Annotated in this window: 22 protein-coding genes; 14 read left to right on the top strand and 8 right to left on the bottom strand. The window is 68.5% G+C overall.

Going from position 1 to position 21190, the window contains the following annotated elements:
- Window positions 1–74 precede the first annotated feature (74 nt).
- Window positions 75–380 carry a DUF2516 family protein gene (locus ACIG5A_RS40025; protein WP_397250350.1) on the top strand — a complete coding sequence of 102 codons (306 nt, stop codon included), beginning with the start codon at window positions 75–77 and terminating at the stop codon, window positions 378–380.
- A gap of 126 nt (window positions 381–506) precedes the next feature.
- A complete protein-coding gene (locus ACIG5A_RS40020; protein WP_397250057.1) occupies window positions 507–1544 on the top strand; it encodes an alpha/beta fold hydrolase in 1038 nt (345 codons plus the stop codon).
- Between the two features lie 9 nt (window positions 1545–1553).
- Here the strand turns inward: ACIG5A_RS40020 and ACIG5A_RS40015 are convergent, their stop codons facing one another.
- Both ACIG5A_RS40015 and ACIG5A_RS40010 read right to left on the bottom strand, forming a co-directional pair.
- Window positions 1554–2519 (bottom strand): formyltetrahydrofolate deformylase, encoded by a 966-nt coding sequence (locus ACIG5A_RS40015; RefSeq protein ID WP_397250055.1) that lies wholly within the window; start codon window positions 2517–2519, stop codon window positions 1554–1556.
- A gap of 70 nt (window positions 2520–2589) precedes the next feature.
- Complete coding sequence (locus tag ACIG5A_RS40010; RefSeq protein WP_397250053.1) at window positions 2590–3174, bottom strand: GNAT family N-acetyltransferase; 585 nt, start codon at window positions 3172–3174, stop codon at window positions 2590–2592.
- A gap of 205 nt (window positions 3175–3379) precedes the next feature.
- Between ACIG5A_RS40010 and deoC the strand changes: the two genes are divergently transcribed.
- Window positions 3380–4048 (top strand): deoxyribose-phosphate aldolase, encoded by a 669-nt coding sequence (deoC, locus tag ACIG5A_RS40005; RefSeq protein WP_397250051.1) that lies wholly within the window; start codon window positions 3380–3382, stop codon window positions 4046–4048.
- A gap of 238 nt (window positions 4049–4286) precedes the next feature.
- Here deoC and ACIG5A_RS40000 read toward each other — a convergent pair whose 3' ends face one another.
- A complete protein-coding gene (locus ACIG5A_RS40000) occupies window positions 4287–5003 on the bottom strand; it encodes a DUF2993 domain-containing protein (RefSeq protein ID WP_397250049.1) in 717 nt (238 codons plus the stop codon).
- A gap of 98 nt (window positions 5004–5101) precedes the next feature.
- On the opposite strand from ACIG5A_RS40000, the gene ACIG5A_RS39995 reads away from it, so the two are divergent.
- Together ACIG5A_RS39995 and ACIG5A_RS39990 are read left to right on the top strand one after the other, a co-directional pair.
- Window positions 5102–5683 carry a hypothetical protein gene (locus ACIG5A_RS39995; protein WP_397250047.1) on the top strand — a complete coding sequence of 194 codons (582 nt, stop codon included), beginning with the start codon at window positions 5102–5104 and terminating at the stop codon, window positions 5681–5683.
- 87 nt (window positions 5684–5770) lie between these two features.
- Entirely contained in the window at window positions 5771–7246 is a 1476-nt protein-coding gene (locus tag ACIG5A_RS39990; protein WP_397250045.1) for a hypothetical protein, read from the top strand.
- On the opposite strand, the gene ACIG5A_RS39985 is transcribed toward ACIG5A_RS39990, so the two are convergent.
- From ACIG5A_RS39985 to ACIG5A_RS39975, 3 genes are all read right to left on the bottom strand, one after another.
- Complete coding sequence (locus tag ACIG5A_RS39985; RefSeq protein ID WP_397250043.1) at window positions 7236–8057, bottom strand: class I SAM-dependent methyltransferase; 822 nt, start codon at window positions 8055–8057, stop codon at window positions 7236–7238. The two genes, ACIG5A_RS39990 and ACIG5A_RS39985, sit on opposite strands and share 11 nt — an antisense overlap.
- Complete coding sequence (locus ACIG5A_RS39980) at window positions 8027–8548, bottom strand: DUF2505 domain-containing protein (RefSeq protein ID WP_397250041.1); 522 nt, start codon at window positions 8546–8548, stop codon at window positions 8027–8029. The genes ACIG5A_RS39985 and ACIG5A_RS39980 overlap by 31 nt, the downstream gene beginning before the upstream one ends.
- 76 nt (window positions 8549–8624) lie before the next feature.
- Entirely contained in the window at window positions 8625–9110 is a 486-nt protein-coding gene (locus ACIG5A_RS39975) for a DUF2505 domain-containing protein (protein WP_397250039.1), read from the bottom strand.
- A 49-nt stretch (window positions 9111–9159) separates the two neighbouring features.
- On the opposite strand from ACIG5A_RS39975, the gene ACIG5A_RS39970 reads away from it, so the two are divergent.
- Together ACIG5A_RS39970 and ACIG5A_RS39965 are read left to right on the top strand one after the other, a co-directional pair.
- Complete coding sequence (locus ACIG5A_RS39970) at window positions 9160–10242, top strand: UDP-N-acetylmuramate dehydrogenase (protein WP_397250348.1); 1083 nt, start codon at window positions 9160–9162, stop codon at window positions 10240–10242.
- A 68-nt stretch (window positions 10243–10310) separates the two neighbouring features.
- Window positions 10311–11552, top strand: a complete 1242-nt coding sequence (locus ACIG5A_RS39965; protein WP_397250037.1) for an Ig-like domain-containing protein — start codon at window positions 10311–10313, stop codon at window positions 11550–11552.
- A gap of 19 nt (window positions 11553–11571) precedes the next feature.
- Here the strand turns inward: ACIG5A_RS39965 and mscL are convergent, their stop codons facing one another.
- Entirely contained in the window at window positions 11572–12012 is a 441-nt protein-coding gene (mscL, locus tag ACIG5A_RS39960) for a large conductance mechanosensitive channel protein MscL (RefSeq protein WP_397250035.1), read from the bottom strand.
- 61 nt (window positions 12013–12073) lie between these two features.
- On the bottom strand, window positions 12074–12811 hold the full coding sequence (locus ACIG5A_RS39955) for an SDR family NAD(P)-dependent oxidoreductase (RefSeq protein ID WP_397250033.1): 738 nt from the start codon (window positions 12809–12811) through the stop codon (window positions 12074–12076).
- Window positions 12812–12886: 75 nt separating this feature from the next.
- Between ACIG5A_RS39955 and ACIG5A_RS39950 the strand changes: the two genes are divergently transcribed.
- The 7 genes from ACIG5A_RS39950 to ACIG5A_RS39920 all read left to right on the top strand — a co-directional run bounded on the left by ACIG5A_RS39950 (window position 12887) and on the right by ACIG5A_RS39920 (window position 21174).
- Window positions 12887–13708, top strand: coding sequence for an alpha/beta fold hydrolase (locus ACIG5A_RS39950; protein ID WP_397250031.1), 822 nt, complete (start codon window positions 12887–12889; stop codon window positions 13706–13708).
- A 277-nt stretch (window positions 13709–13985) separates the two neighbouring features.
- Window positions 13986–15404 (top strand): D-inositol-3-phosphate glycosyltransferase, encoded by a 1419-nt coding sequence (gene mshA, locus ACIG5A_RS39945; protein ID WP_397250029.1) that lies wholly within the window; start codon window positions 13986–13988, stop codon window positions 15402–15404.
- A 23-nt stretch (window positions 15405–15427) separates the two neighbouring features.
- Window positions 15428–15904 (top strand): YbjN domain-containing protein, encoded by a 477-nt coding sequence (locus ACIG5A_RS39940; protein ID WP_397250346.1) that lies wholly within the window; start codon window positions 15428–15430, stop codon window positions 15902–15904.
- Between the two features lie 167 nt (window positions 15905–16071).
- On the top strand, window positions 16072–16977 hold the full coding sequence (locus ACIG5A_RS39935; protein ID WP_397250027.1) for an ROK family protein: 906 nt from the start codon (window positions 16072–16074) through the stop codon (window positions 16975–16977).
- A 105-nt stretch (window positions 16978–17082) separates the two neighbouring features.
- On the top strand, window positions 17083–17820 hold the full coding sequence (locus ACIG5A_RS39930) for a phosphoglyceromutase (RefSeq protein WP_397250025.1): 738 nt from the start codon (window positions 17083–17085) through the stop codon (window positions 17818–17820).
- Window positions 17821–18124: 304 nt separating this feature from the next.
- Window positions 18125–18853 carry a S1 family peptidase gene (locus ACIG5A_RS39925; RefSeq protein ID WP_397250023.1) on the top strand — a complete coding sequence of 243 codons (729 nt, stop codon included), beginning with the start codon at window positions 18125–18127 and terminating at the stop codon, window positions 18851–18853.
- Between the two features lie 269 nt (window positions 18854–19122).
- Window positions 19123–21174: a CocE/NonD family hydrolase gene (locus ACIG5A_RS39920; RefSeq protein ID WP_397250021.1), complete on the top strand. Its 2052-nt coding sequence runs from the start codon at window positions 19123–19125 to the stop codon at window positions 21172–21174.
- Window positions 21175–21190: the final 16 nt, after the last annotated feature.

Below are 21190 nucleotides of genomic sequence, written 5' to 3'. Positions count from 1 at the left end.
GCGCCGCCAATGCGGCACAGCACGATTCACAACGCCCCCGCGCACCCCTGGTGTGCGGGGGCGTTGCTTCTATGATGGTTCTCGTGAACTTCGTGCACGGATTGACCGGGCTTATCCTGCTCGTCCTGTGGCTTGCGGCACTCGGCGCGACCATCTTCGCGCTGATCCATGCCGTTCGGCAGCGCCCGGACGCGTTCACGGCGGTGGACAAGCTGACCAAGCCGATCTGGATGACGATCCTGGCGGTGGCGCTGTTGCTGCTGCTCCTCTCGCCGGTCGGATTCGGCTTCGTCGCGCTGCTCGCGGTCGTGGCGACCGGTGTGTACCTGGCCGACGTGCGGCCGAAGGTGGACGAGATCCAGCGGGGTCCGCGCTGGTAAGCGCCCTGTCGAACATCACATTTGGCGCCGACGCGCGGAATGCTCCATAACAATTTCGGGTGCTTGCACTAGCAAGCAGCGCGAATCGGGTTTACTGTGGCGAGCAGTAACACAAAGGAGTGTCCGATGCGTGCCTCTTTGCCGTCCGCGTTCGCGGCCATCCCGGGCCGAGTCCTTGCTGTCCTCGACGCCCACCGTGCGAACCTGCGATCGCGTACCTACGCGACCACCGCGCTGAACCCGCCGACCGTGCCGCACGAGGTGATCCCGGTGCTCACCCGCGACCGCACCGCGCTGCGGGTGCACGCCTACGGGCCCGCCGACCGCCCGGTGCTCGTGCTCGTGCACGGCTGGACCTGCTGCATCGAATACTGGAACGCCCAGATCAACGCCTTCGCGGGCGAATATCGCGTGATCGCCTACGACCAGCGCGGGCACGGCGCCAGCGAGCTCGGCACGAGCCCGCTGACCATGGATCTGCTCGCCGACGATCTGGCCGATGTGCTCGCGGCGACGCTGCCGCCGGGTAAGCGCGCGGTGCTGGTCGGCCACAGCCTCGGTGGAATGACGTTGCAGGCGTGGGCCGGTCGCTATCCGGATCGGGTGGCGAAACAGGCGCTCGCGGTGCTGATGACCAACACCGCGCCCGACCGGCTGATCGCCGAAACCACCGTGGTCCCGGTCGTGAACCGGCCACTGCCGCTGATCAAGGCGCGCATACCGTTGCCGTTCTTCCTCGGCCGCATCGGGCTCGGGCTGCCGATCGTCTTCCCGCCGCTGGCGCCGGTGCGCTGGATCTTCGCGCGCCAGATCATGAGCGCGTACGCCACCGGCGACATCCTCGACTACGGCATGGCGATCGTCCGCTCGTGCCCGGCGCCGGTGCGCGCCAGATTCGGTGTGCTGCTCGCGAACATGGACGTCGGTGAATCCGCGCGAAACCTGGTGGTGCCGACCACGATCGTCGCAGGCTCGCTCGATGACCTGACGCCGGAGGTCCATTCGCAGCGCATCGCCCAGATGCTGCGCGAGACAGGCACTCTCGCGGGCTACGAGGTGCTGCGCACCGGCCACCTCGGTAACGTCGAGGCCTACGAGCAGTTCAACGAGGTACTCGCGCGCGTCCTCGAATCCACCCGCCGCCCAGCCGAAATCGCGGGTTAGCCACAGTATCTAGCTGAATACCACCGTGCGGCGGCCGTGTACGAGCACGCGGCCCTCGAGGTGCCAGCGCAGGCCGCGGGCGAGCACGACGCGTTCGATATCGCGGCCCTGACGGACCATGTCGTGCACGTCGTCGGCGTGGTCGATGCGGCTGACGTCCTGTTCGATGATCGGGCCCGCGTCCAGCTCCGCCGTGACGTAGTGGCAGGTCGCGCCGATCAGCTTCACGCCGCGCGCGAAGGCCTGGTGGTACGGGCGCGCGCCGACGAACGACGGCAGGAAGCTGTGGTGGATGTTGATCGCCTTGCCCGCCCAGTGCGCGCACAGCTCGGCCGGCAGCACCTGCATGAACCTGGCAAGCACCACCGCGTGCGGATCGTGCCCGTCGACCAGCTCGCGCACCTGCTCGAAGGCAGGGCCGCGCTCGGCGGGATCCTTCGGGAACGGCACGTAGTGGAACTTCACCCCGTGCGCCTCGGTCATCCCGGCCAGATCGGGATGGTTGCCGATGACCGCCTCGATGGTCGCGGGCAGTTCGCCGCTGGCCGCCCGGCCGAGCAGATCGTGCAGGCAGTGCCCGTCCTTGCTGACCAGCAGCACGGCCCTGCGCCGCTCGCCCGAGTCGTGCAGCTGCCATTCGGTCTCCGGGCCGAACTCGGCGGCCACACCCGCGAACCGGTCGCGCAGTTCCGCCAGCTCGAACGGCACCGTCGACGCCTTGATCGCCTGACGGGTGAAGAACCACCCGGTATCGGTAGCTGTATTGGATGGCGGCGCTCCCGGGCCTTCCGTGGTTACGCGGGCTGCCGCCTCCAGGCCTGACGGTCCCGCCGCAGAGTGATACCCCGCCTCCACGATCGACCCGCCGAACTCGGCGATGAACGAGGTGATCCCGGCGATGATGCCCGGGCGGTCCGGGCAGCCGAGGGTCAACACGAAGCGGCGGTCGTCTCGAACGGATGGAGCGGAACTCATGGGCCCATCCTCCCAGGTCGGGTCGGACGGCAGCCGCGCGCACCGGGTGCGACGTGGCCTGTGGGATCGCTCACATCTCGTAAAACGGTTCGGCGTAGCGGAATTCGCCGACGATCCGCGGGTCGTAGGCGGTGAGCGGGCGCACCTGGAAATGGGAGATCCAGGCGGGTTCGTCCGGGGTGATCCCGAGCCGGGCGGCCGGGACGAAGCCGAAGCGCGGGTAGTAGTCGAGGTGCCCGAGCAGGCATACCAGCGGTTCGTCGAGCGCGTCGGCCGCGCCGAGCGCCGCGTGCATCAACGCCGATCCGACGCCGGTGCCGTGATGTTCGGCGAGCACGCCGATGGGGCCGAGCGCGAGTACGGGGAAGGGGCCGACGGCCGCGCGGGTCAGGCAGACATGGCCGATGACGGCGTCGTGCTCCACCGCGACGAACGACAGCGTCGGGATCCAGCCGGGATCGCTGCGCAGGCGGGCCACCAGATCCACCTCGGGGGGATCGGCCGCGCCCTCGTCGTCGGCTTCGCCGGTCAGCTCGGCGAGATCGGCGTCGTCGTCGGTATCGATGTCACTGTCCGCGTACTGCGGGCCGAACGCACTGCGATGCACCTCCGCGATCGCGGCGGCATCGTCGGCGCGTTCGCGACGGATCAGCACGGTGTCGTCTCCTCCCGAACGAAGTGTGGCCACCCGTACACAGCGTCTCTGACAGAGCTCTGCCTATTACAGAGCGTCGGCTTACTACAGAGCTCTGCTTACTACAGAGCGTCGGCGCAAAACAGACCGCCGACAGTTACGAGTGTGCGCGAACCTGCCGAGGCACGCAACGGAATTCGCCACCGGTGTGCCAGACTCTGACCTCATGGCCGATTCCACGCCGCTGACCCGGGCCGAAGTGGCCGCCATGATCGATCACACGCTGCTCGCGCCGGACGCAACGCCCGCCGACGTCGCCGCGCTGGTGGACGAGGCACGCGCGCTCGGGGTGCTCGCGATCTGCGTATCCCCGTCCATGTTGCCGGTGCGCGCACCGGGTTTGGTGGTCGCGACCGTCGCCGGATTCCCCTCCGGCAAGCACCATTCGCTGGTCAAGGGCGCCGAGGCGCGGCTCGCGGTCGAGCAGGGCGCGGCTGAGGTCGACATGGTGATCGATGTCGGCGCCGCGCTGGCGGGTGCGTACACCGAGGTGCTCGCCGATATCGTGACCGTCCGCGAGGCGGTGGGCGACCGCGCGGTGCTCAAGGTGATCATCGAATCGGCGGCGCTGCCCGATGCCGCGATCGTCGAGGTGTGCCGGGTCGCAGAGCGGGCCGGCGCCGATTTCGTGAAGACCTCCACCGGATTTCACCCCGCGGGCGGCGCGAGCGTGCACGCGGTCGAGCTGATGGCGCGGACCGTCGGCGGCCGCCTCGGCGTCAAAGCCAGCGGCGGCATCCGCACCGCCGAGGCCGCGGCCGCCCTGATCGCCGCTGGCGCAACACGTTTGGGACTCTCCAAATCCAGCGCGGTGCTGGACGGCTTTGCCCCGTAGTCAAAACCCCAGTAGAACAACTGATTTCGCGAGTGCATGGGTAACTCGCCGGGGACCGGCCAACTTGCCCACTACGCAACCGCCGGCCGCCAACGGTGGTCTCGCGGCACTTGGTCTGGCCTGAATTCGCGGGGAGGCGGAACAGCGCCGGGACCCAGCTCGGGGGCTGGGTCCCGGTGTGGCGGGAAAGACGAGGTGACGACTGTCCCGCGCTGATCACTCTGGCGTAGGGATCCGGTCAGCAGCTGCCTCCGTTCTGCGCTGCGGGGAGCTCGGTGCGGCCGCCTGCGAGCTTCACCGCGATGCCGTTGTCGGTGACTGTGATGGTCTTGGGCTGCAGGCCGAGTGGGTAGCTCTGCAGGCTCTGGGTGAACACGTCGACGATGCCGGAGACCAGGTCGGTCGGCAGGCCCATGCCGAGCAATTGCGCCGACATCGTCTCCACATGCACGACGCCATTGGTGACCTGCGGCTTCACCTGGAGTTTGGCGATGCCGCCGAGCACATCGAGCGTCAGCATGCCGCTGCCCGCCGAGGAGTGCACGCCGCTCACCAGCCCGCCGAGCGTCTGCCTGATGCCGTCGTTGTCCCACGTGACGTCGGCCGAGGAACTGCCGATCACGCCCTTGGTGCCGTCGATGCCCTCGATGTCGTTGAAGGTGGCGTGCACGACCATGCCGACGGCCGGGCCGAACTTACCGCCCTCGCTGTCCACCGAGACCCGCGAGACCTTGCCGTCGAGCCAGGTGACCAGCAGCGGCTTGTACCCGAAGCGCACATCGATCTTCGAGCCCATGTCCTTCTCGAATTGTGAACTGATGCAACGGGAATAGGTGTGCCGGGCGATGGCCTCCCCGGCGACGAGGACGGTCGCGAGCAGTACCGCGACCACGGTGACGGCAATCACCAGCGTGCGGCGACTGACCGTCCTGGCAGGTGGGGGCGGTGTGCTCATAGGCCGATTCTTCACCATCTTTCTGTGCCCGCTCTGTGGGCTCGATGAGGGCTTCGATTGTGACATCGAACACAAAGATCGGGCGTAGCCTGGTGACCATGGCTGGCGATGTGGCTGGGTGGCGGGTGCTGCGGCGCTTGGCCGGGCGCCATGCCGGATTCTTCACCACCAGACAGGTGCTGCGTACCGGCTGCGAGGCGCGGGTGCGCGCCGGGCTGGGCGACGGGACGGTGACGCGGGCCGGTGTCGGGGTGTTGCGGCTGGCCGAATGGCCCGCGGGCCCGCTCGACGAATTCGCGATGTGGGCGGCCTGGTTCGATGGCGCCGCCGCGGTGTCGCATCAGAGCGCGGCCGAGTTGCACGGGATCGGCCGACTACGGCCGAGGTTCCTGCACCTGTCGATCGGCGCGGGCAGGCCGCCGGTGACGCCGCGGCTTGTGGTGTTGCGGCGCAGGCTGATCGGCGCCGACGTGGAATCGGCCGGGTCGTTTCTGGTGACCACTCCGGTGCGCACCGTGCTCGATCTCGCCGAGGCCGATATCGGTCAGGCCGCGCTGGACGAGGTGGTGGCCGACGCCGTCGCCATCCACCGCTGCGCGAGTGAGGAAATACGTTCCGCGAGTGTGCGTCTGCCACCGCGCGCGGCCGCCAGGGTGTATCGGGCGCTCACCGCGGTGTGAAACCTGGCACCGTCTTATTCGGCTTCGCTATGGGTTCGATCCGCGTCCGGTGTTGCGCGGACCACATTCGTGGCAGTGTGACTGAGCATGGGGACGGTAGGTAGGTGGGATCTGGTCTTTCCGTCCTGTGCGCCGGAGCGGGCCGGTGATCTGTTCGCCACCGCGGTCGTCGCCGACGCGGTGCGCCGGTTCGACGCCGACCTCGCCCAAGAAGTGGAGACCTGCCGGAACTGGCAATCGGGGTACCGCACCGTCTTTCGCGCGCTGACCGCGCTCGCCGCGAGTTCGGCGCCCGCCGCGACCGGTATCGCTGCCGACGGCTTGCACGCGGCGCGTACCCTGCTGCGGTTCGCGGCCGGATACTCCGTGGCGCCGTTGGACAGCGTGGCACTCGGCACGGTGGTCGATCCCGCGACGGACGCGCTGGAAACGGGCCGCGTCGATGGCACCGCCGAACCGCTTGCTCGACTGGAGGTGCCGTATCGCGGCACCGTCCTCGCGGAGGACTCGCTGCGGCGCGAGCTTATCGAATGGCGGCGGCGCGGCATCGTCGAACCGGGTTTCGCCGACGCCGTCGGGCGGGTGATCGACCATCCGGAGTGGTTGGCGCTACCCGGTTTCCGGGTGATCGTCGCCGGTGCCGCCGCGCTGAGCCCGCTGCGTCCGCTGCTGCGCTGGGGCGCAGAGGTACTCGCAGTCGACCTGCCGGGACAGCGGCGCTGGCAGGAACTTTCGCAGTACGCCCGCGCGGGCGCCGGGGTGCTGCGCTTCCCGATCACCCGCGGTCCCGGCGCCGATCTGGTCCGGCAGTTCCCCGCGCTGATCCACTGGATTCGCGGCCAGTTCGACGATCCGGCCGTGCGCCCGGTATTCGGCGGCTACGCCAATCGGCCTGGGCCGCACGGTGTTCGCCTGGCGGCCGCGACCGATCTGCTCGCCGTCGACCTGCTCGACTACCGTGCGGATGCGGCACTCGCCTTTCTCGGCGCGCCGACCGACTGCTACGCCGTGCCCGAATCGGTTGTCGCGCAGGCGCGGGAGCGATTGTTCGGCCACGGCCTGCGCGGTGTGCTGCAGGAGGCGCTGTGCGTGCTCACCCGATCCGCGCTCTACACGCCGAATTACGGCATCGAGATCACCGACGAACTGGGTGCGCGGTGGAGCGTCGCCGATGCGCTCGTCACCGCGCAGGGTCCGAATCACGCCATGGCCCAGCGCATCCAGCGCTGGCGCGCGACAGTGGCGCAGCGCGCGGGGCATACCGTGTCGTTCACCGTCGCGCCGCCGACGCTGGCCGGGCGGCTACCCCGATCGCTGGCCGCGTCCTATCGCGGCGCCCATCACTTCGGCATCGAGGTCTTCGAATCCGACACCGCCCGAACGCTGTTGGCCGCGAAACTGGTCGCCGACCTCAACCACCCGGTCCGGTCGCACGGCAACCCGGAGGCGCTGTTCGCGACCGGCGCGGTGCACGGCGGACTGTGGCGCCAGCCCTTCGAGCCCCGCTCGATCCTGCCCGTCGCCATGATCGCCGGTTACGCGCGCGGGCTGCTCAGGCGCTGAGGTTCGGGCGTGCGGGCTCGGGCAGCACCGTCGACCACGGCACCGAGAGCACGCAGTCGCGCATCCTGCGACGGTAGCGGCGCAGCGGAAAGCCCTCCGCGCGTAGCGTTTCCGCCGCGGCGCGCCAGCGCACGCGCGGCCCGTACGGTGCGAGCGGTGCCGCCATCGCCCACGCACGATCGGCGGCGGTGAGCAATGCGTGGATGGGCTCGCCGGGAATGTTGCGGTGGATCAACGCCTTCGGCAGCCGCTCCGCGATATCCGAGGGGCGCTCGACGGTGAAGGGATCCCAGGCCAGCGTCAGCGACAGCGGCCCCGAACGGTCGAGCAGTACCCAGGCACAGCGCCTGCCGAGCTCGTCGCAGGTGCCGTCGACGAGCAGTCCGCCGGGCGCCAGCCCGGACAGGATCGTCTGCCATGCCTCGGGCACCGCCGCCTCCGGATACTGGCGCAGCACATTGAACGCGCGCACCAGAACCGGTCGCAGCCCGGCCAATTCGAATCCGCCGCGGGCGAAGGTGACGCCGTCGCGGCCCGGCACCACCCGGTCCGGATCGATCTCCAGCCCGACCACGCGCACATCGGGGCGCACGGTGCGCAGCCGCGACGCCAACTCCAGCGTGGTCCACGGGCTCGCGCCGTAGCCGAGATCGACGACGAGCGGATCGGGCGCGGCGAGCAGGCGCGCGGTGACCAGCTCATCGTGGATCAGCCAGCGGTCGCTGCGGCGCAACCGGTTGACGCCGGTGGTACCCCTGGTGATGCTGCCGACCGGTTTGGTCAGGCTGCGGGGTGGTGTTCGTCCAACCACTGAATCGTGAACTCCGCCTCGCCGCGGAACAGGTCGACCAGGTTCACCAGCATCAGCTGTTCCAGTCGCGGCCCGACCATCGGGATGAACACCTTCGCCTCCGAGGAGTAGCGCATGGTGCACCCCGTCTCGGTGGGGAACAGCCGCATGGTGCCGCCGAGGCTGCCGGGCCCGGCCGGAATCGACGCGGAGAACTTGCCGGTGACCTCCTCGGCATCGAACGGCCCGAAGCTCTGCTTGTGCGTGATCACCATGTCCTTGCGCATCACCGCCTGCGCGATCTCCGGCAGCAGCTCACGCGGCAGGGTGTGGTTCAGCTCGATATCGATGCCCGCGTCGCTGACATCGAGGTGCACCACCTTGTTGCCGGGGGAGTAGGTGTCCATCTCCGCCATCCGCGCGTCCCAGTACTCACGGTTCGACAGCGCCGCGTAGACCTCGGTGGTGGTGTGCAGCGGATAGCGAGCTGAATAATCCAGTCGGCGAGCCATGAGCGGACACGTTACCGGTGCCCGAAGCCGTCTCGTCGCTCGGCGGTAGGTGCGGCGCGGCGCACAAACCGGCCGGTCAGTGCTGGGCGATCCAGGTGTTGGTGAACTCTTCCTCGTTGGCGAGCAGCTGAACCAGCTGTTCCTGAATGGCGGCCTCGATCTTGCCGCCGAACAGCGGAACCTTCACCTCGATGCTGCCGGTGACGGTCTCGACCGCGCCCGCGCCGTCCGCGCTCAGCACGGTGGTGCCGCGGACCTCGGCCGGTGCGCCCTCGACGCGTGCCTCGAAGGTGCCGGTGTCGCCGTTCCAGGTCTCCACGCGGGGAATGATCAGGTCGCCGGGGCGCACCGCGGTCACGGCGGCGGGCAGCAGCTCGGCGGCGATCGCCTGCACCATCTCGACCCGGATGTGGTCACCGTCGATGGTGAGCGAATCGAGTCGCGCGTTCGGTCCGCCCACCTCGGCGATGCGGTCCTTCCAGTACTGCTCGTTCGCGTACGCGGCACGGACAGCGTCGACCGAATGCGGGTGGCGGGCAGTGAACGCCAGCGGTGTAGCCATAGGCGAACACGCTACCGTCTGCGGTGTGCGAACTTCTCGGGTGGTGTCCATGGACCGGCTGCGTGCGCTGCTGGCCGATACCGGCGCGCAGGTCCGGGAATCGGTGCGGCTAGCGGAGCTGACCACGCTGCGGGTCGGCGGCCCCGCCACCGTCGTGACCTGTGCGACAAGGGATTCGCTCGCGGCGACCGTGCGCGCGCTGGACGCGGCCGGTATCCCGCTGCTGCTGATCGCGGGCGGGTCCAACCTGCTGATCAGCGACGACGGGTTCGACGGCGTCGTCGTCCAGGTAGCGACCGAGCGAGTGGAGATCGGTGCGGACGGCGTGCTCGCCGAGGCGGGCGCGAACTGGGACACGGTGGTGGCCGCGACCGTCGCGGCGGGTCTCGGCGGGCTGGAGTGCCTGTCCGGCATTCCCGGTTCGGCGGGGGCGACGCCGGTGCAGAACGTCGGCGCGTACGGCGTCGAGGTGGCGCACCTGCTGCGTCGCGTGCGGCTGCTCGATCGGGCGAGCGGTGAAATCCGTTGGGCGGAACCGGAGGAACTCGGGTTCGGGTATCGCACCGGCGTGCTCAAGCACAGCGACAAGGCGGTGGTGCTCGCCGTCGATTTCGCGCTCGATCCGAGTGGCGCCAGCGCTCCGCTGGCGTATCGCGAGCTCGCGGTCGCGCTCGACGCGGCCGAGGGTTCGACGCGTCCGGCCGCGGAGGTCAGGCAGGCGGTGCTGCGGTTGCGCGCGGGGAAGGGCATGGTGCTCGACCCCGCCGATCACGACACCTGGAGCGCCGGGTCCTTCTTCACCAATCCGGTGGTGCCGCGGTCGCGGGTGGACGAGGTGCGCGCGGCGATCGCGGCGCATGTGGGCGATGTCACGATTCCGGTCTATCCGGCGCCCGAGGGCGTGAAGTTCTCCGCGGGCTGGCTCATCGAGCGCGCCGGCTTCGCCAAGGGCTTTCCCGGTGCTGAAGCGCCGGCCAGGCTGTCCACGAAACACACGCTGGCTCTGACGAACCGGGGCACGGCGACCGCCGCCGACCTGATCGCGCTGGCCCGCGCGGTGCGCGACGGTGTGGCCGATCGTTTCGGCATCACGCTGGAGCCGGAGCCGGTCACGGTCGGCGTCACGCTGTAAACGGGTGAAACGGACACCACACTCTTCGCTAGCCGATCGAACGATTTCACCCGCGTAAATTCGATGAAGTGAGCAACCGTCCAGTGAGCAGAAGACCGGTTGCCGCAGTGTCGGCTGTTTTGCTTGTGATTGTTGCCCTGGTGGCGGGATGCACGGCCGATCGCGGTGACAAGAGCGAGGCCGCCGACCGCGGCCCCGTCGCGAAGGTGACCTTGACGCCGGGGGCCGACGCCAAGAACGTCAACCCGGTCGCGCCCGTCTCCGTCACGGTGTCCGACGGCACCATCGATCAGATCGCGCTGACCAATGCCGACGGCAAACAGGTCAGCGGCGAGTTCGCCACGGACAAGCGCAGCTTCAAGGTCACCGAGCCGCTCGGCTACGACGCCACTTACACCTGGTCCGGTACCGCGGTCGGCACCGACCGCAAGCCGGTACCGATCGAAGGCCGCTTCACCACCCTTGCGCCGAAGAGCACCGCACCGGCGACCATCAATATCGCCGACAACCAGGAGGTCGGCATCGCCGCGCCGATCATCCTGCAGTTCAAGGGTTCCGTGCAGAACAAGGCCGCGGTGGAGAAGGCGCTCACCGTCACGACCACGCCGGCCACCGAGGGCGCATGGGCCTGGTTCCCGGACGACAACGGCGGCTCCCGGCTGCACTGGCGTCCCAAGGACTACTGGAAGCCTGGCACCACCGTGCACGTCGCGGCCAAGCTCTACGGGCTCGATCTCGGTGGCGGCACCTACGGATACTCCGATCTCACTTCGGATTTCAAGATCGGCCGCAGCCAGATCGTGAAGGGCAACGCGCCGAGCCACCGGATGCAGGTGGTCCGCGACGGGCAGGTCGTCTTCGACTTCCCGGTCAGCTACGGCGAAGGCAATGAACCGCGCAACGTGACCCGCTCGGGTGTGCACGTGGTCACCGAGAAGTACGAAGACTTCCTGATGTCGAATCCGCCGTTCTACACCAACGTTCGCGAACGCTGGGCCGTACGCATCTCCAACAACGGCGAATTCATCCACGCCAACCCGGAATCGCTGTCCGCGCAGGGCTCGTCGAACGTCACCAATGGCTGCATCAACCTGTCGCCCTCGGACGCCCAGGCATACTTCCCGACCGCGCTCTACGGTGACCCGGTCGAGGTGACCGGCACGTCGATTCCGCTGTCCGCCGCCGACGGTGACCTCTACGACTGGACCATCGACTGGGCCACCTGGCAGAGCATGTCGGCCCTGAAAGGCGCTCCCTCCCAGGTAGTCACCGCCACTCCGCTGCCGCCGCAGCCCGCAGGCGGCCGCTGATCCGTCAGTTCGGCCGTCCCTACCCCCTGGCCGACTCCGATTCGACACGGCGATCGGCCTCCCGCTCGGTGGCCATCGCGGCGTTGCGTTCGGCGAGCAGGTCGCGGATTTCGATGAGGAGTTCGGCTTCGGTGGGTTCGGTGACCTTGGTGGTGCCGAAGCGGTTCTTGAGTGTCTTCATCGGGAGGATGAGGACGAAATAGAGGACGGCCGCGATGACGACGAAGTTGATCGCGGCGGTGATGATGGGGCCGACCTGGATGAAGGTGGCGGGCTTGCTCGCGATCAAATGGAAGCCGAGGCCGAGTTCGTCGGTGCCGCCGAAGACCGCGAGCAGGGGATTGACCAAGCCCTTCGTCACCGAAGTCACCACGGCGGTGAACGCGGTGCCCATGACGACCGCCACCGCCAAATCGATGACGTTGCCGCGCATCAGGAAATCTTTGAACCCCTTGAGCATGACTCGGAAAACCCCAATCTGATGTAACTAGATTTCAAAACACCAGGCAGGGTAGCGGCCCTCAGGAGCGCCGGGCGAAACGGCCCGCGTCGGCCTGATCGCGCGGCTTCACGATGATCTGATCGAGGTTCACGTGCGGCGGGCGGCTTGCGACGAAGCCGACGATCTCCGCGATGTCCTGCGCGACCAGCGGATCGATGCCGTCGTAGACCTTGGCGGCGCGCTCCGCGTCACCGCCGAAGCGGACCAGCGAGAACTCGGTCTCCACCGCGCCGGGCGCGATCTCGGTGAGCCGCACGGGCTTGCCGAGCAGTTCGCCGCGCAGGGTGCGGTGCAGCACGGCTTGGGCGTGCTTGGCGGTGGTGTAGCCGGACCCGTTGTCGTAGGCGACGAATGCGGCAACGGAGGTGATGGTGACGATCAGCCCGTCGCCGGAGTCGATCAGTTTCGGCAGCAGCGCCTTGGTGACGCGCAGTGTGCCGAGCACGTTGGTCTCCCACATCCAGCGCCAGTCGTCGAGGTCGGCGTCGGCGACGGTGGCCATGCCCTTGGCGCCACCGGCATTGTTGACCAGCACGTTCGCGTTGTCGACGGCATCGGCGAAGGCCTGCACCGATTCGTCGGAGGTGACATCGAGTTCGAGTGCGGTGCCGCCGATTTCGTCGGCGAGCCGCTGCAGCCTGTCGAGCCTGCGCGCGCCGACGTAGACGTGGTAGCCCTGCTTGGCGAGTTCCCTGGCGGTGGCTTCTCCGATGCCCGAGCTGGCTCCGGTCACGACGGCAGTACGAATCTCGCTCATGGCCAAGATCCTAAGCTGGGCCACGGTGCGATGCTGTTGCCCGGATCACCGCGACGGCGGCCTAATGTCGGTGCCATGGCTATACGGGAAGCGATCAGCGCCGACGGAACCTCCATCGTCTACCGGGTGAGTGGCCCCGCGGACGCGCGCCCGCTGGTGCTGCTGCACGGCTGGGCCGCGAACCTGCGCTGCTGGGGCGCGGCCGCGGACGATCTCGCCGAACGCTTCCGGGTGATCGCCGTCGATCTGCGCGGCCACGGCTACTCCGGCGCTCCCGAGTCCGGCTACGACGATCCGAAGAACTGGGCCGCGGATATCGCCGCGGTACTCGCCGCCGAACGCATCGACGGTGGTGCGGTGCTGCTCGGCTGGTCCTACGGCGGCATCGTGCTGAGCGACTATCTGACCGCCTACGGCACCGGCGCGGTCGCGGGCGTGATCTACACCGGCTCGATGGCCAATATCGGGCGCGGCGTGCCGGGCGCGGCGACGGGTTCGGCAATGCAGGCGGCCATCCCCGGTGTCTTCGAGGAGAGCTCGGCCCAGGCGGTGCGTGCGTTCGGCGCCTTCGGCAACGCCAATACGGGAACGGGCCAGGACAAGGGCGTCGACGCCCAGCGACTGTTCGGTACCAGCCTCGCTACGCTGCCCCGGGTGCGCAAGGCGCTCTTCTATCGCACCGTCGACAACACCGAAACCCTTCGCGCCCTTGATGTTCCGGTCCTGCTGCTGCACGGGACCAACGACAACGTGGTGGCCATCGAGAACGCCGAATACATCAGGGACACTGTCCCGAACGCCCACGCTTCTTTCTGGGAGGGCGCCCATCACGGCCTGTTCATCGAGGACCGCCCTCGCTTCGTCGCCGAAGTGTCGGCCTTCGTGGACGCGCTCTGAGTCAGGGCTGAACCTGCCCGGCCGCAATCGATTCCGTGGCCGTAACCGCCCGTGACGTATCTGCGCCGCGAACCGGACGGCACGGTATCGATCAAACGTTCGATTATCGCATGAACGAAGCCGATTGCGCTGGCGGTTTCCGGCCCCGAGATCTCCGCCGTGTCCGAAATCCGCGATCCGAGAGGCAACTTCCCTGCGTGAGGGTGCTCACGAAACAGCTGTGATGGCTGTCACCTTGGCCGGTGACGGCGTCTGAGTCGGCGATCCACCGTGCACTATGGATAGTGTGAGTCAACGCCCGGACCTACGGCCGAACCGTATCGCCGTGATATCGGTGCACACCTCACCACTTGCTCAGCCGGGGACCGGCGATGCGGGCGGCATGAACGTCTACGTGCTGCAAACCGCGATTCAGCTGGCCATGCGCGGCACCGAGGTCGAGATCTTCACCCGCGCCACTTCCTCGAACGTGCCGCCGGTCCAGGAGGCGGCGCCCGGGGTGCTGGTGCGCAATGTGGTGGCCGGTCCCTTCGAGGGGCTGGACAAGCAGGATCTGCCGACCCAGCTGTGCCCGTTCACCGCCGAGGTACTGCGCCAGGAGGCGCGGCACCTGCCAGGCCATTACGACCTGGTGCATTCGCACTACTGGCTGTCCGGCCAGGTCGGCTGGCTGGCCAAGGACCGCTGGCGGGTGCCGCTGGTGCACACCGCGCACACCCTGGCCGCGGTGAAGAACGCCGCGCTCGCCGACGGTGACTGTCCGGAGCCCGCGACCCGTGAGATCGGCGAGAAGCAGGTCATGGTGGAATCGGATCGGCTGGTCGCCAATACCGCCGAGGAGGCGCGGCAGCTGGTCGAGCTGTACGGCGCCGAACCCGAACGCATCGACGTGGTGCCGCCCGGCGCCGACCTGACCCGCTACCGCCCCGGCGAAAAGGCTGCCGCCCGTGCCGAACTCGGTCTGTCGCCCGATGAGCAGGTGGTGGCGTTCGTCGGCCGGATCCAGCCGTTGAAGGCGCCCGACGTGCTGGTGCGCGCGGCCGCCGAACTGCTGCGCCGTGACCCGAGCCGCCGACTACGCGTGCTGATCGTCGGTGGCCCGTCCGGTTCCGGCCTGGAGCGCCCGCACGCGCTGATCGAGCTGGCCGCCGCCCTCGGCATCACCGATCGGGTCACCTTCCTGCCGCCGCAGCCGCCGGACCGGCTCGTTCAGGTGTATCGCGCCGCCGATCTGGTCGCGGTGCCGAGCTACAACGAATCCTTCGGCCTGGTCGCGATCGAGGCGCAGGCCAGCGGCACCCCGGTGCTCGCCGCCGACGTCGGCGGGCTCGGCACCGCGGTGCGCCACGGTGAGACGGGTCTGCTCGTCCCGGGCCACGCCACGCCGGACTGGGCCGATGCGCTCGGTGCGCTGCTCGACGACAGCGGTCGACTACATCGGATGGGCGCCAACGCCGTCGAGCACGCAGGCATGTTCTCCTGGGAGCACACCGCCGACGGTCTGCTCGCCAGCTATTCGGCCGCGCTCGCCGGTTTCCGTGCGCAACACGGTCGTTTCCGCGGTGTGCTCGGCCGCGCGGCGGGCCCCGTCGAGCGGACTAGTCTGGCCAGCGAACGCAGTGCCGCTCTCCTCGGCGAGAGCAGCCAGGCCAGGTCGCGTGCGCTGTGGCGGCGCAGAACGGGAGTGCATCGGTGAGCGACGTGCGGTCCACCGTGCAGCTGATCGATGAGACGTTGCGCGACAGGGAGATCGAGTACACCCACCCGGGCGAGGACACCTTCGTCGTCATCCTGCCGGGTGAGCGCAAGCTGAAGACCACGGTCATGCTCACCGTCGGCAAGCACGGCGTGCGGATCGAATCGTTCGTCTGCCGCAAGCCCGACGAGAACTTCGAGGGCGTCTACAAATTTCTGCTGCGCCGCAACCGCAGGCTCTACGGCGTTGCCTACACCCTCGACCGGGTCGGCGACATCTACCTGGTCGGCCGCATCGCCACGCACGCCGTCACGGCCGACGAGCTGGACCGCGTGTTCGGCCAGATACTCGAGGCCGTCGATGCCGATTTCAACGTGCTGCTCGAGCTCGGCTTCGCGGAATCCATTCGGAAGGAATGGAAGTGGCGGGTGTCGCGCGGTGAGTCGCTGAAGAACCTGCGCGCCTTCGAACATCTGGTGGATTCCGCCGACCAGCCCTGAGCGGGAATCTGCTCGGGGTCGATCACGCCTGAGCCGAACACCGGCATCTTCCGGGATACCTATCGCGAGCGGGGGCGGTCCGGCATGATCGGCGGGTGCGCGGAGTGCGCGCTCGGAAGGACGGCTCGCGCAGGCGGCGGTGGCCCGCTCGCGGCAGGAGGCACGACATGACGGTTCTCGCCCTGGATATCGGCGCGAGCAAATTCTCGGCGGGACGGGTGCACGCCGGTCGGCGGGTACGCGAGGTCCGTCAGGTGGATGTGCCGCGCGAGTCGGTCTGGGAGGTCTGCCGCGCGCTGCTGCTCGAGGTCGCGGGCGACGAAACGGTCACCGCGGTCGGCATCGGATCGGCCGGGCCGGTGGACGTGCCGTCGGGTGTCACCGCGCCGCTGAATATGCCGGAGTGGCGGTCCGGGTTCCCGATCGTGGCCAAGGTGCAGGAGCTGTTTCCTACCGCCGCAATACGATTCGCCATCGACGGCGCCTGTCTCGCGCTCGCCGAACATCATGTCGGCGCATTGCGCGGCGTGCCGAACGCGCTGGCCATGACGGTGTCCTCCGGCATCGGCGGCGGGATCATCGTCGACGGAAAGGTCGCGCTGGGCCGCACCGGCAACGCCGGACATGTCGGTCACATCGTGGTGCCGGGCTGGGACACCCCGTGCGCGTGCGGCGGCGTCGGCTGTGTCGAGGCCATCGCCAGCGGCATGTCCTCGGTGCGCTGGGCCCGCGCGCAGGGCTGGGACGGCAACACCGGCGCGGAACTGGCGAAGGCCGCGCATATCGGTGATCCGATCGCACTCGCCGCCCTGGAGCGTGCGGGGACCGCGCTCGGGCAGGCGATCGCTTCGGCCGCCGCGCTGCTCGATATCGATATGGTGGTGATCGGCGGCGGCTTCGCCCAGTCTGGCGATCCGCTGTGGACGCCGCTGCGCGCGGCCGCCGCGAAACACGCCCGGCTGGAGTTCCTGCACGGTCTGCGCGTCGTGCAATCCCGAATCACCAACGGCGCCACCCTCGTCGGCGCGGGTGTGCTGGCCGCGGGACATGCCACCGCCGACGTCATGGACTGACCCGCGCGTCGAACGCGGTCGAACGCGGCGCGGACCGCCATCCGGCCGCGCTCAGGGTGGGGAACTGGTGCGGCGCGGAATTCCGCACCTGCAAGAATGGCCCGCATGACGTACACCCTCGTGCTGCTGCGCCACGGCGAGAGCGAATGGAACGCCCTGAACCTGTTCACCGGCTGGGTGGACGTGCATCTGACCGACAAGGGCATCGCCGAGGGGAAGCGGGCGGGGGAGTTGCTCGCCGAGCACGGCATCGCGCCCGACATCGTCTACACCTCGCTGCTGCGCCGCGCGATCTCGACCGCGAACATCGCGCTCGACGCCGCCGACCGGCACTGGATCCCGGTCGTGCGCGACTGGCGGCTCAACGAGCGGCACTACGGCGCGCTGCAGGGCAAGAACAAGGCGCAGGTGCGCGACGAATACGGCGACGAGCAGTTCATGCTGTGGCGCCGCAGCTACGACACCCCGCCGCCGCCGATCGCCAAGGACGACGAGTACAGCCAGGACGCCGATCCGCGCTACGCCGAGATCGAGGTGCCGCCGACCGAGTGCCTGCTCGACGTGGTGAACCGGATGGTGCCGTACTGGGAGTCGACCATCTCCAAGGATCTGGTCGCAGGGAAGACCGTTCTCGTTGCCGCGCACGGTAACTCGCTGCGCGCGCTGGTCAAGCACTTGGATCGGATCTCCGACGAGGACATCGCGGGCCTGAACATCCCCACCGGCATCCCGCTGCGCTACGAGCTCGACGAGAACCTGCGCCCGGTCCGCCCGGCCGCCTACCTGGACCCGGAGGCCGCCGCCGCGGGCGCCGCCGCCGTGGCCAACCAGGGCGGCAAGTAGTCTCGCATCCGAGCCCTCGAGACTCGCGCCTTCGGCGCTGCGCTTCGAGGGCTCGGATGCGAGACGGCCGCTCACGGTCGCTCGTAAGACTCGCCCCGGACGGGGTGCGTGGCGCTTCGGACACAGCAGGGAACTGGGCGCGTGATCAGACGGCTTGATAGTGTGCGATGGTCTGTCGTCGTGCCGCAGCCGAGATACCGTCTGCCAGGGGGGATTTCGATCCATCAGGCTGGGGTTCCGTGCTGCCCGGCGGTGGGCGATCGAGGGTTTCCGGACGTTTCCGGGTAAGCAGAGATGAGTCGAGATGTTTGCAGCGGGCCGGGCCCGAGTTCTTCGTACCGCGGCGGCGCTGGTGGTCGCCTTCGCGGGTACGGCCATGATGTCGGGCCATGCCTCGGCCGCGCCCGCGGTGATCGGCGGTGGTTCCGGCATCTACGTTGAGCAGCCGGATCCGAACATGGTCGCCGAATGCACCATGACCGCGGTCGGCTACGACCGGGACAACCGCCTGGTCGCGCTGACCGCGGGACACTGCGGTGAGGTCGGCGCGCGGGTGCTCGCGGAGCAGTCGGTGCGCTCCGGCGTGCTCGGCACCATCGCCAACAAGAATGCCGACAACGATTGGGCGGTCATCGAACTCGACGCGGCGCGGGTGGCGCCGAGCAGGCAGATCGCGCAGTCGGTGGTCGCCGGTCTCGGCGCGCCGCCGCGGATCGGCGACATGGTCTGCAAGAACGGCCGCACCACCGGCTTCACCTGCGGGCCGGTCTGGGAGACCAAGCCCGCTTACTTCCGCAGCCAGGTGTGTGCCGACCACGGAGATTCGGGCGCGCCGGTGCTGATCGGTGATCGCCTGGTCGGCATGGTCGTCGCGGGCTCCAATTTTCAGGCGGGTCCCATCAGCATCGAGCTGGCGCCGTGCAAGGGACAGGGCGATCTGATCCACCAGCCCGAGCTGTCCACCACCATCGCGATGGTGCTCGCCGATATCGACCGCCGTGGCGGCATCGGCGCGGGCTTCCGCCCCTTCTGACCCTCTTCGACGACCCGCTCGGCGGGCGGGACATGCCGGTCATGTCCCGCCCGCCTGCGTCGTTTCGGGCCACCATCCATACCCCTGTGGTAAGTGTTTATTCTGCGTTAGGGGCGGACTTTAGGTGTCATACGCAGCCGCTATGGCACATATCGCGGGATATGTGAATCAACATTCGAAACGCGATAAGTGTGACCCCTCGTGCTTACCGACAAGTAGGTATGTAAGAATTCGGGCGTTCGACCAGTACGAGAGGTGGATCACGTCCGATGAAGCACGCGTTGCGGGCCACAGTGGCGGCAGTTGCCGCGACGATGCTCGTCCCCTTCCTGACCAGCGGCGCCGATGCGGCGCAGACACCCACCGGCCCTGACGGCGGCGCCGCGGGTGCGCAGTGGGCCGCCACCCAAGACGGCCCGCAGCAGTACCCGAACATCAACATCCAGTGGGATGTGCCGATCACCATGAGCGACGGCACGGTGCTCAAGGGCAACGTCTACCGCCCCGCGGATGCGGCGGGCAGGCCGATCGACGCCCCGACGCCGACCATCGTCAACCTGACGCCCTACACCAAGCTGGTGTCGAACCTGGCCGACCACGCGCAGTCGATTCCCGGCCTGTCCGACGCGCTGATCGGGCTGTTCCGCCAGATCGACCTGAGCGGTACACCGCTGTCCGGCGTCACCGATCTGACCAAGTCGTTCGGCGGCGGCGAACTGCGCAACTTCACCGTCGACCGGCAGCTGATCAAGAGCGGCTACTCGCAGGTCGTCGTCGATGTCCGCGGCACCGGCTTCTCCCAGGGTGTTTGGGACATGCTGCGCCAGCGTGAGCAGCAGGACACCGTCGAGGTGATCGACTGGGCCGCGAGCCAGCCGTGGTCCAACGGCAAGGTCGGCATGAACGGCATCTCGTACTCGGGCATCAATCAGGTGCAGGCCGCCGAGAAGCAGCCGGCCGCGCTGAAGGCGATCTTCCCCGTGGTCCCCGGCAGCGACCTGGTCGACGACGTGCTCGCGCCGGGCGGCGGCTTCGGCTTCAACTTCATCCCGCTGTGGCTGACGGCGATCAACGGGCTCAAGCTGATTCCCGATCTCGGCTCGGTGCTCAACGGCCAGTTCGACACCAGGTGGCTCGCCGACCGGGTGCGTGATCCGTTCACCTTCATGGACGTGCTGCTCAACGTGTACACCACCGCGCGCATCGAGGATCTCGATCCGCGCGCCAAGGAACTGCTCACCGACAGCTCGACCCCGCGTGCGGGCTGGATGGGCGACCCGAGCCGCGTTCAGGTGCCGACCTTCGTGGTCGGCGGCTGGCACGACCTGTTCACCTACTCCGAATCCCAGATCTACAACCAGATTCCGCTGCCTGCCGGGCAGAAGCAGCTGCTGATGGGCAACACCTATCATGTGAGCTCGGGCAACGAGTACGCCAAGCCCGGCCTGCCGCCGCGCCTGGATGTGCTGCAGCGCGCGTGGTTCGACAAGTGGCTCAAGGGGATCGACAACGGCATCGACGGCTACGGTCCGGTGACCCTGCGCCAGCAGGGCGGCGGCTGGGTGACCAGCAACGGTTTCGGTGAGACCGCGACCGGTCGTGACGAGGCCGAGTACCGCCGGATGTACCTGTCCGCGGCGCGCAGCGGCACCGCGAACAGCGTCTACGACGGATCCCTTACCGGGGAAGCGAATTCCGATACCGCGCGGCTTTCGGTCGCGCCCGGCCTCACTACCCTGTGCTCCAATGACGCGGCACAGGGTAGTGCAGGCATCCTGTCGATCATCGACGGTTGCGCGAAGGATTCCAGGATCGCCGAGCTCAACGGCCTGACCTTCACCAGCGCGCCGGTCGCCGGGCCGACCAGCATCTCCGGTCCGGTCGCGGTGCGGCTCAACACCGTTCAGGACGCGGCGGACGGCTACTGGGTCGTCACGGTGAACGACGTCGCGCCGGATGGTCAGTCGACGGTGCTCTCGTCCGGGCAGATCATGGCCTCGCTGCGGCAGGTCGACGAAAGCCGCAGCAGTCGTTCGGCCAACGGCGACTACACCGATCCGCGCGCCTACACCTCGCTGGATCGGCGCGAGCCGACCGTGCCAGGCGAGGCGACCACGCTGGATATCGCGCTGCCCGCCACCGAGGCGGTGCTGCAGCCCGGCCACCGGCTGCGCGTCGACGTGTTCGCGGGCAACTTCCCGAAGGGCCTGCCGATCCTGCCGATGTTGCTGGACACCGGTTTCCGGCCGGAGCACATTCAGCTGGATCCGGATCGGCCGAGCTTCGTGAACATTCCGGTGCGCGGTAACCCCGGCTGGTAAAGCGGAAAAGGTTTAA

This window comes from Nocardia sp. NPDC052566 (assembly GCF_044547285.1).
Lineage (GTDB): Bacteria > Actinomycetota > Actinomycetes > Mycobacteriales > Mycobacteriaceae > Nocardia.
Note: the sequence above shows the minus strand (reverse complement) of the source record. Positions and strands in the feature narration are given on the sequence as shown.

Bases quoted from the DNA above. Each gene is read 5' to 3' on its own strand.
- mshA (WP_397250029.1), top strand. From the start codon at position 13,986: ATGGATAGTGTGAGTCAACGCCCGGACCTACGGCCGAACCGTATCGCC.
- ACIG5A_RS40000 (WP_397250049.1), bottom strand. From the start codon at position 5,003: ATGAGCACACCGCCCCCACCTGCCAGGACGGTCAGTCGCCGCACGCTG.
- ACIG5A_RS39930 (WP_397250025.1), top strand. From the start codon at position 17,083: ATGACGTACACCCTCGTGCTGCTGCGCCACGGCGAGAGCGAATGGAAC.
- ACIG5A_RS39935 (WP_397250027.1), top strand. From the start codon at position 16,072: ATGACGGTTCTCGCCCTGGATATCGGCGCGAGCAAATTCTCGGCGGGA.
- ACIG5A_RS39925 (WP_397250023.1), top strand. From the start codon at position 18,125: ATGTTTGCAGCGGGCCGGGCCCGAGTTCTTCGTACCGCGGCGGCGCTG.
- ACIG5A_RS39950 (WP_397250031.1), top strand. From the start codon at position 12,887: ATGGCTATACGGGAAGCGATCAGCGCCGACGGAACCTCCATCGTCTAC.
- ACIG5A_RS40015 (WP_397250055.1), bottom strand. From the start codon at position 2,519: ATGAGTTCCGCTCCATCCGTTCGAGACGACCGCCGCTTCGTGTTGACC.
- ACIG5A_RS39980 (WP_397250041.1), bottom strand. From the start codon at position 8,548: ATGGCTCGCCGACTGGATTATTCAGCTCGCTATCCGCTGCACACCACC.
- ACIG5A_RS39990 (WP_397250045.1), top strand. From the start codon at position 5,771: ATGGGGACGGTAGGTAGGTGGGATCTGGTCTTTCCGTCCTGTGCGCCG.
- ACIG5A_RS40020 (WP_397250057.1), top strand. From the start codon at position 507: ATGCGTGCCTCTTTGCCGTCCGCGTTCGCGGCCATCCCGGGCCGAGTC.
- ACIG5A_RS39970 (WP_397250348.1), top strand. From the start codon at position 9,160: ATGGACCGGCTGCGTGCGCTGCTGGCCGATACCGGCGCGCAGGTCCGG.
- mscL (WP_397250035.1), bottom strand. From the start codon at position 12,012: ATGCTCAAGGGGTTCAAAGATTTCCTGATGCGCGGCAACGTCATCGAT.
- deoC (WP_397250051.1), top strand. From the start codon at position 3,380: ATGGCCGATTCCACGCCGCTGACCCGGGCCGAAGTGGCCGCCATGATC.
- ACIG5A_RS40025 (WP_397250350.1), top strand. From the start codon at position 75: ATGGTTCTCGTGAACTTCGTGCACGGATTGACCGGGCTTATCCTGCTC.
- ACIG5A_RS39995 (WP_397250047.1), top strand. From the start codon at position 5,102: ATGGCTGGCGATGTGGCTGGGTGGCGGGTGCTGCGGCGCTTGGCCGGG.
- ACIG5A_RS39975 (WP_397250039.1), bottom strand. From the start codon at position 9,110: ATGGCTACACCGCTGGCGTTCACTGCCCGCCACCCGCATTCGGTCGAC.
- ACIG5A_RS39955 (WP_397250033.1), bottom strand. From the start codon at position 12,811: ATGAGCGAGATTCGTACTGCCGTCGTGACCGGAGCCAGCTCGGGCATC.
- ACIG5A_RS39920 (WP_397250021.1), top strand. From the start codon at position 19,123: ATGAAGCACGCGTTGCGGGCCACAGTGGCGGCAGTTGCCGCGACGATG.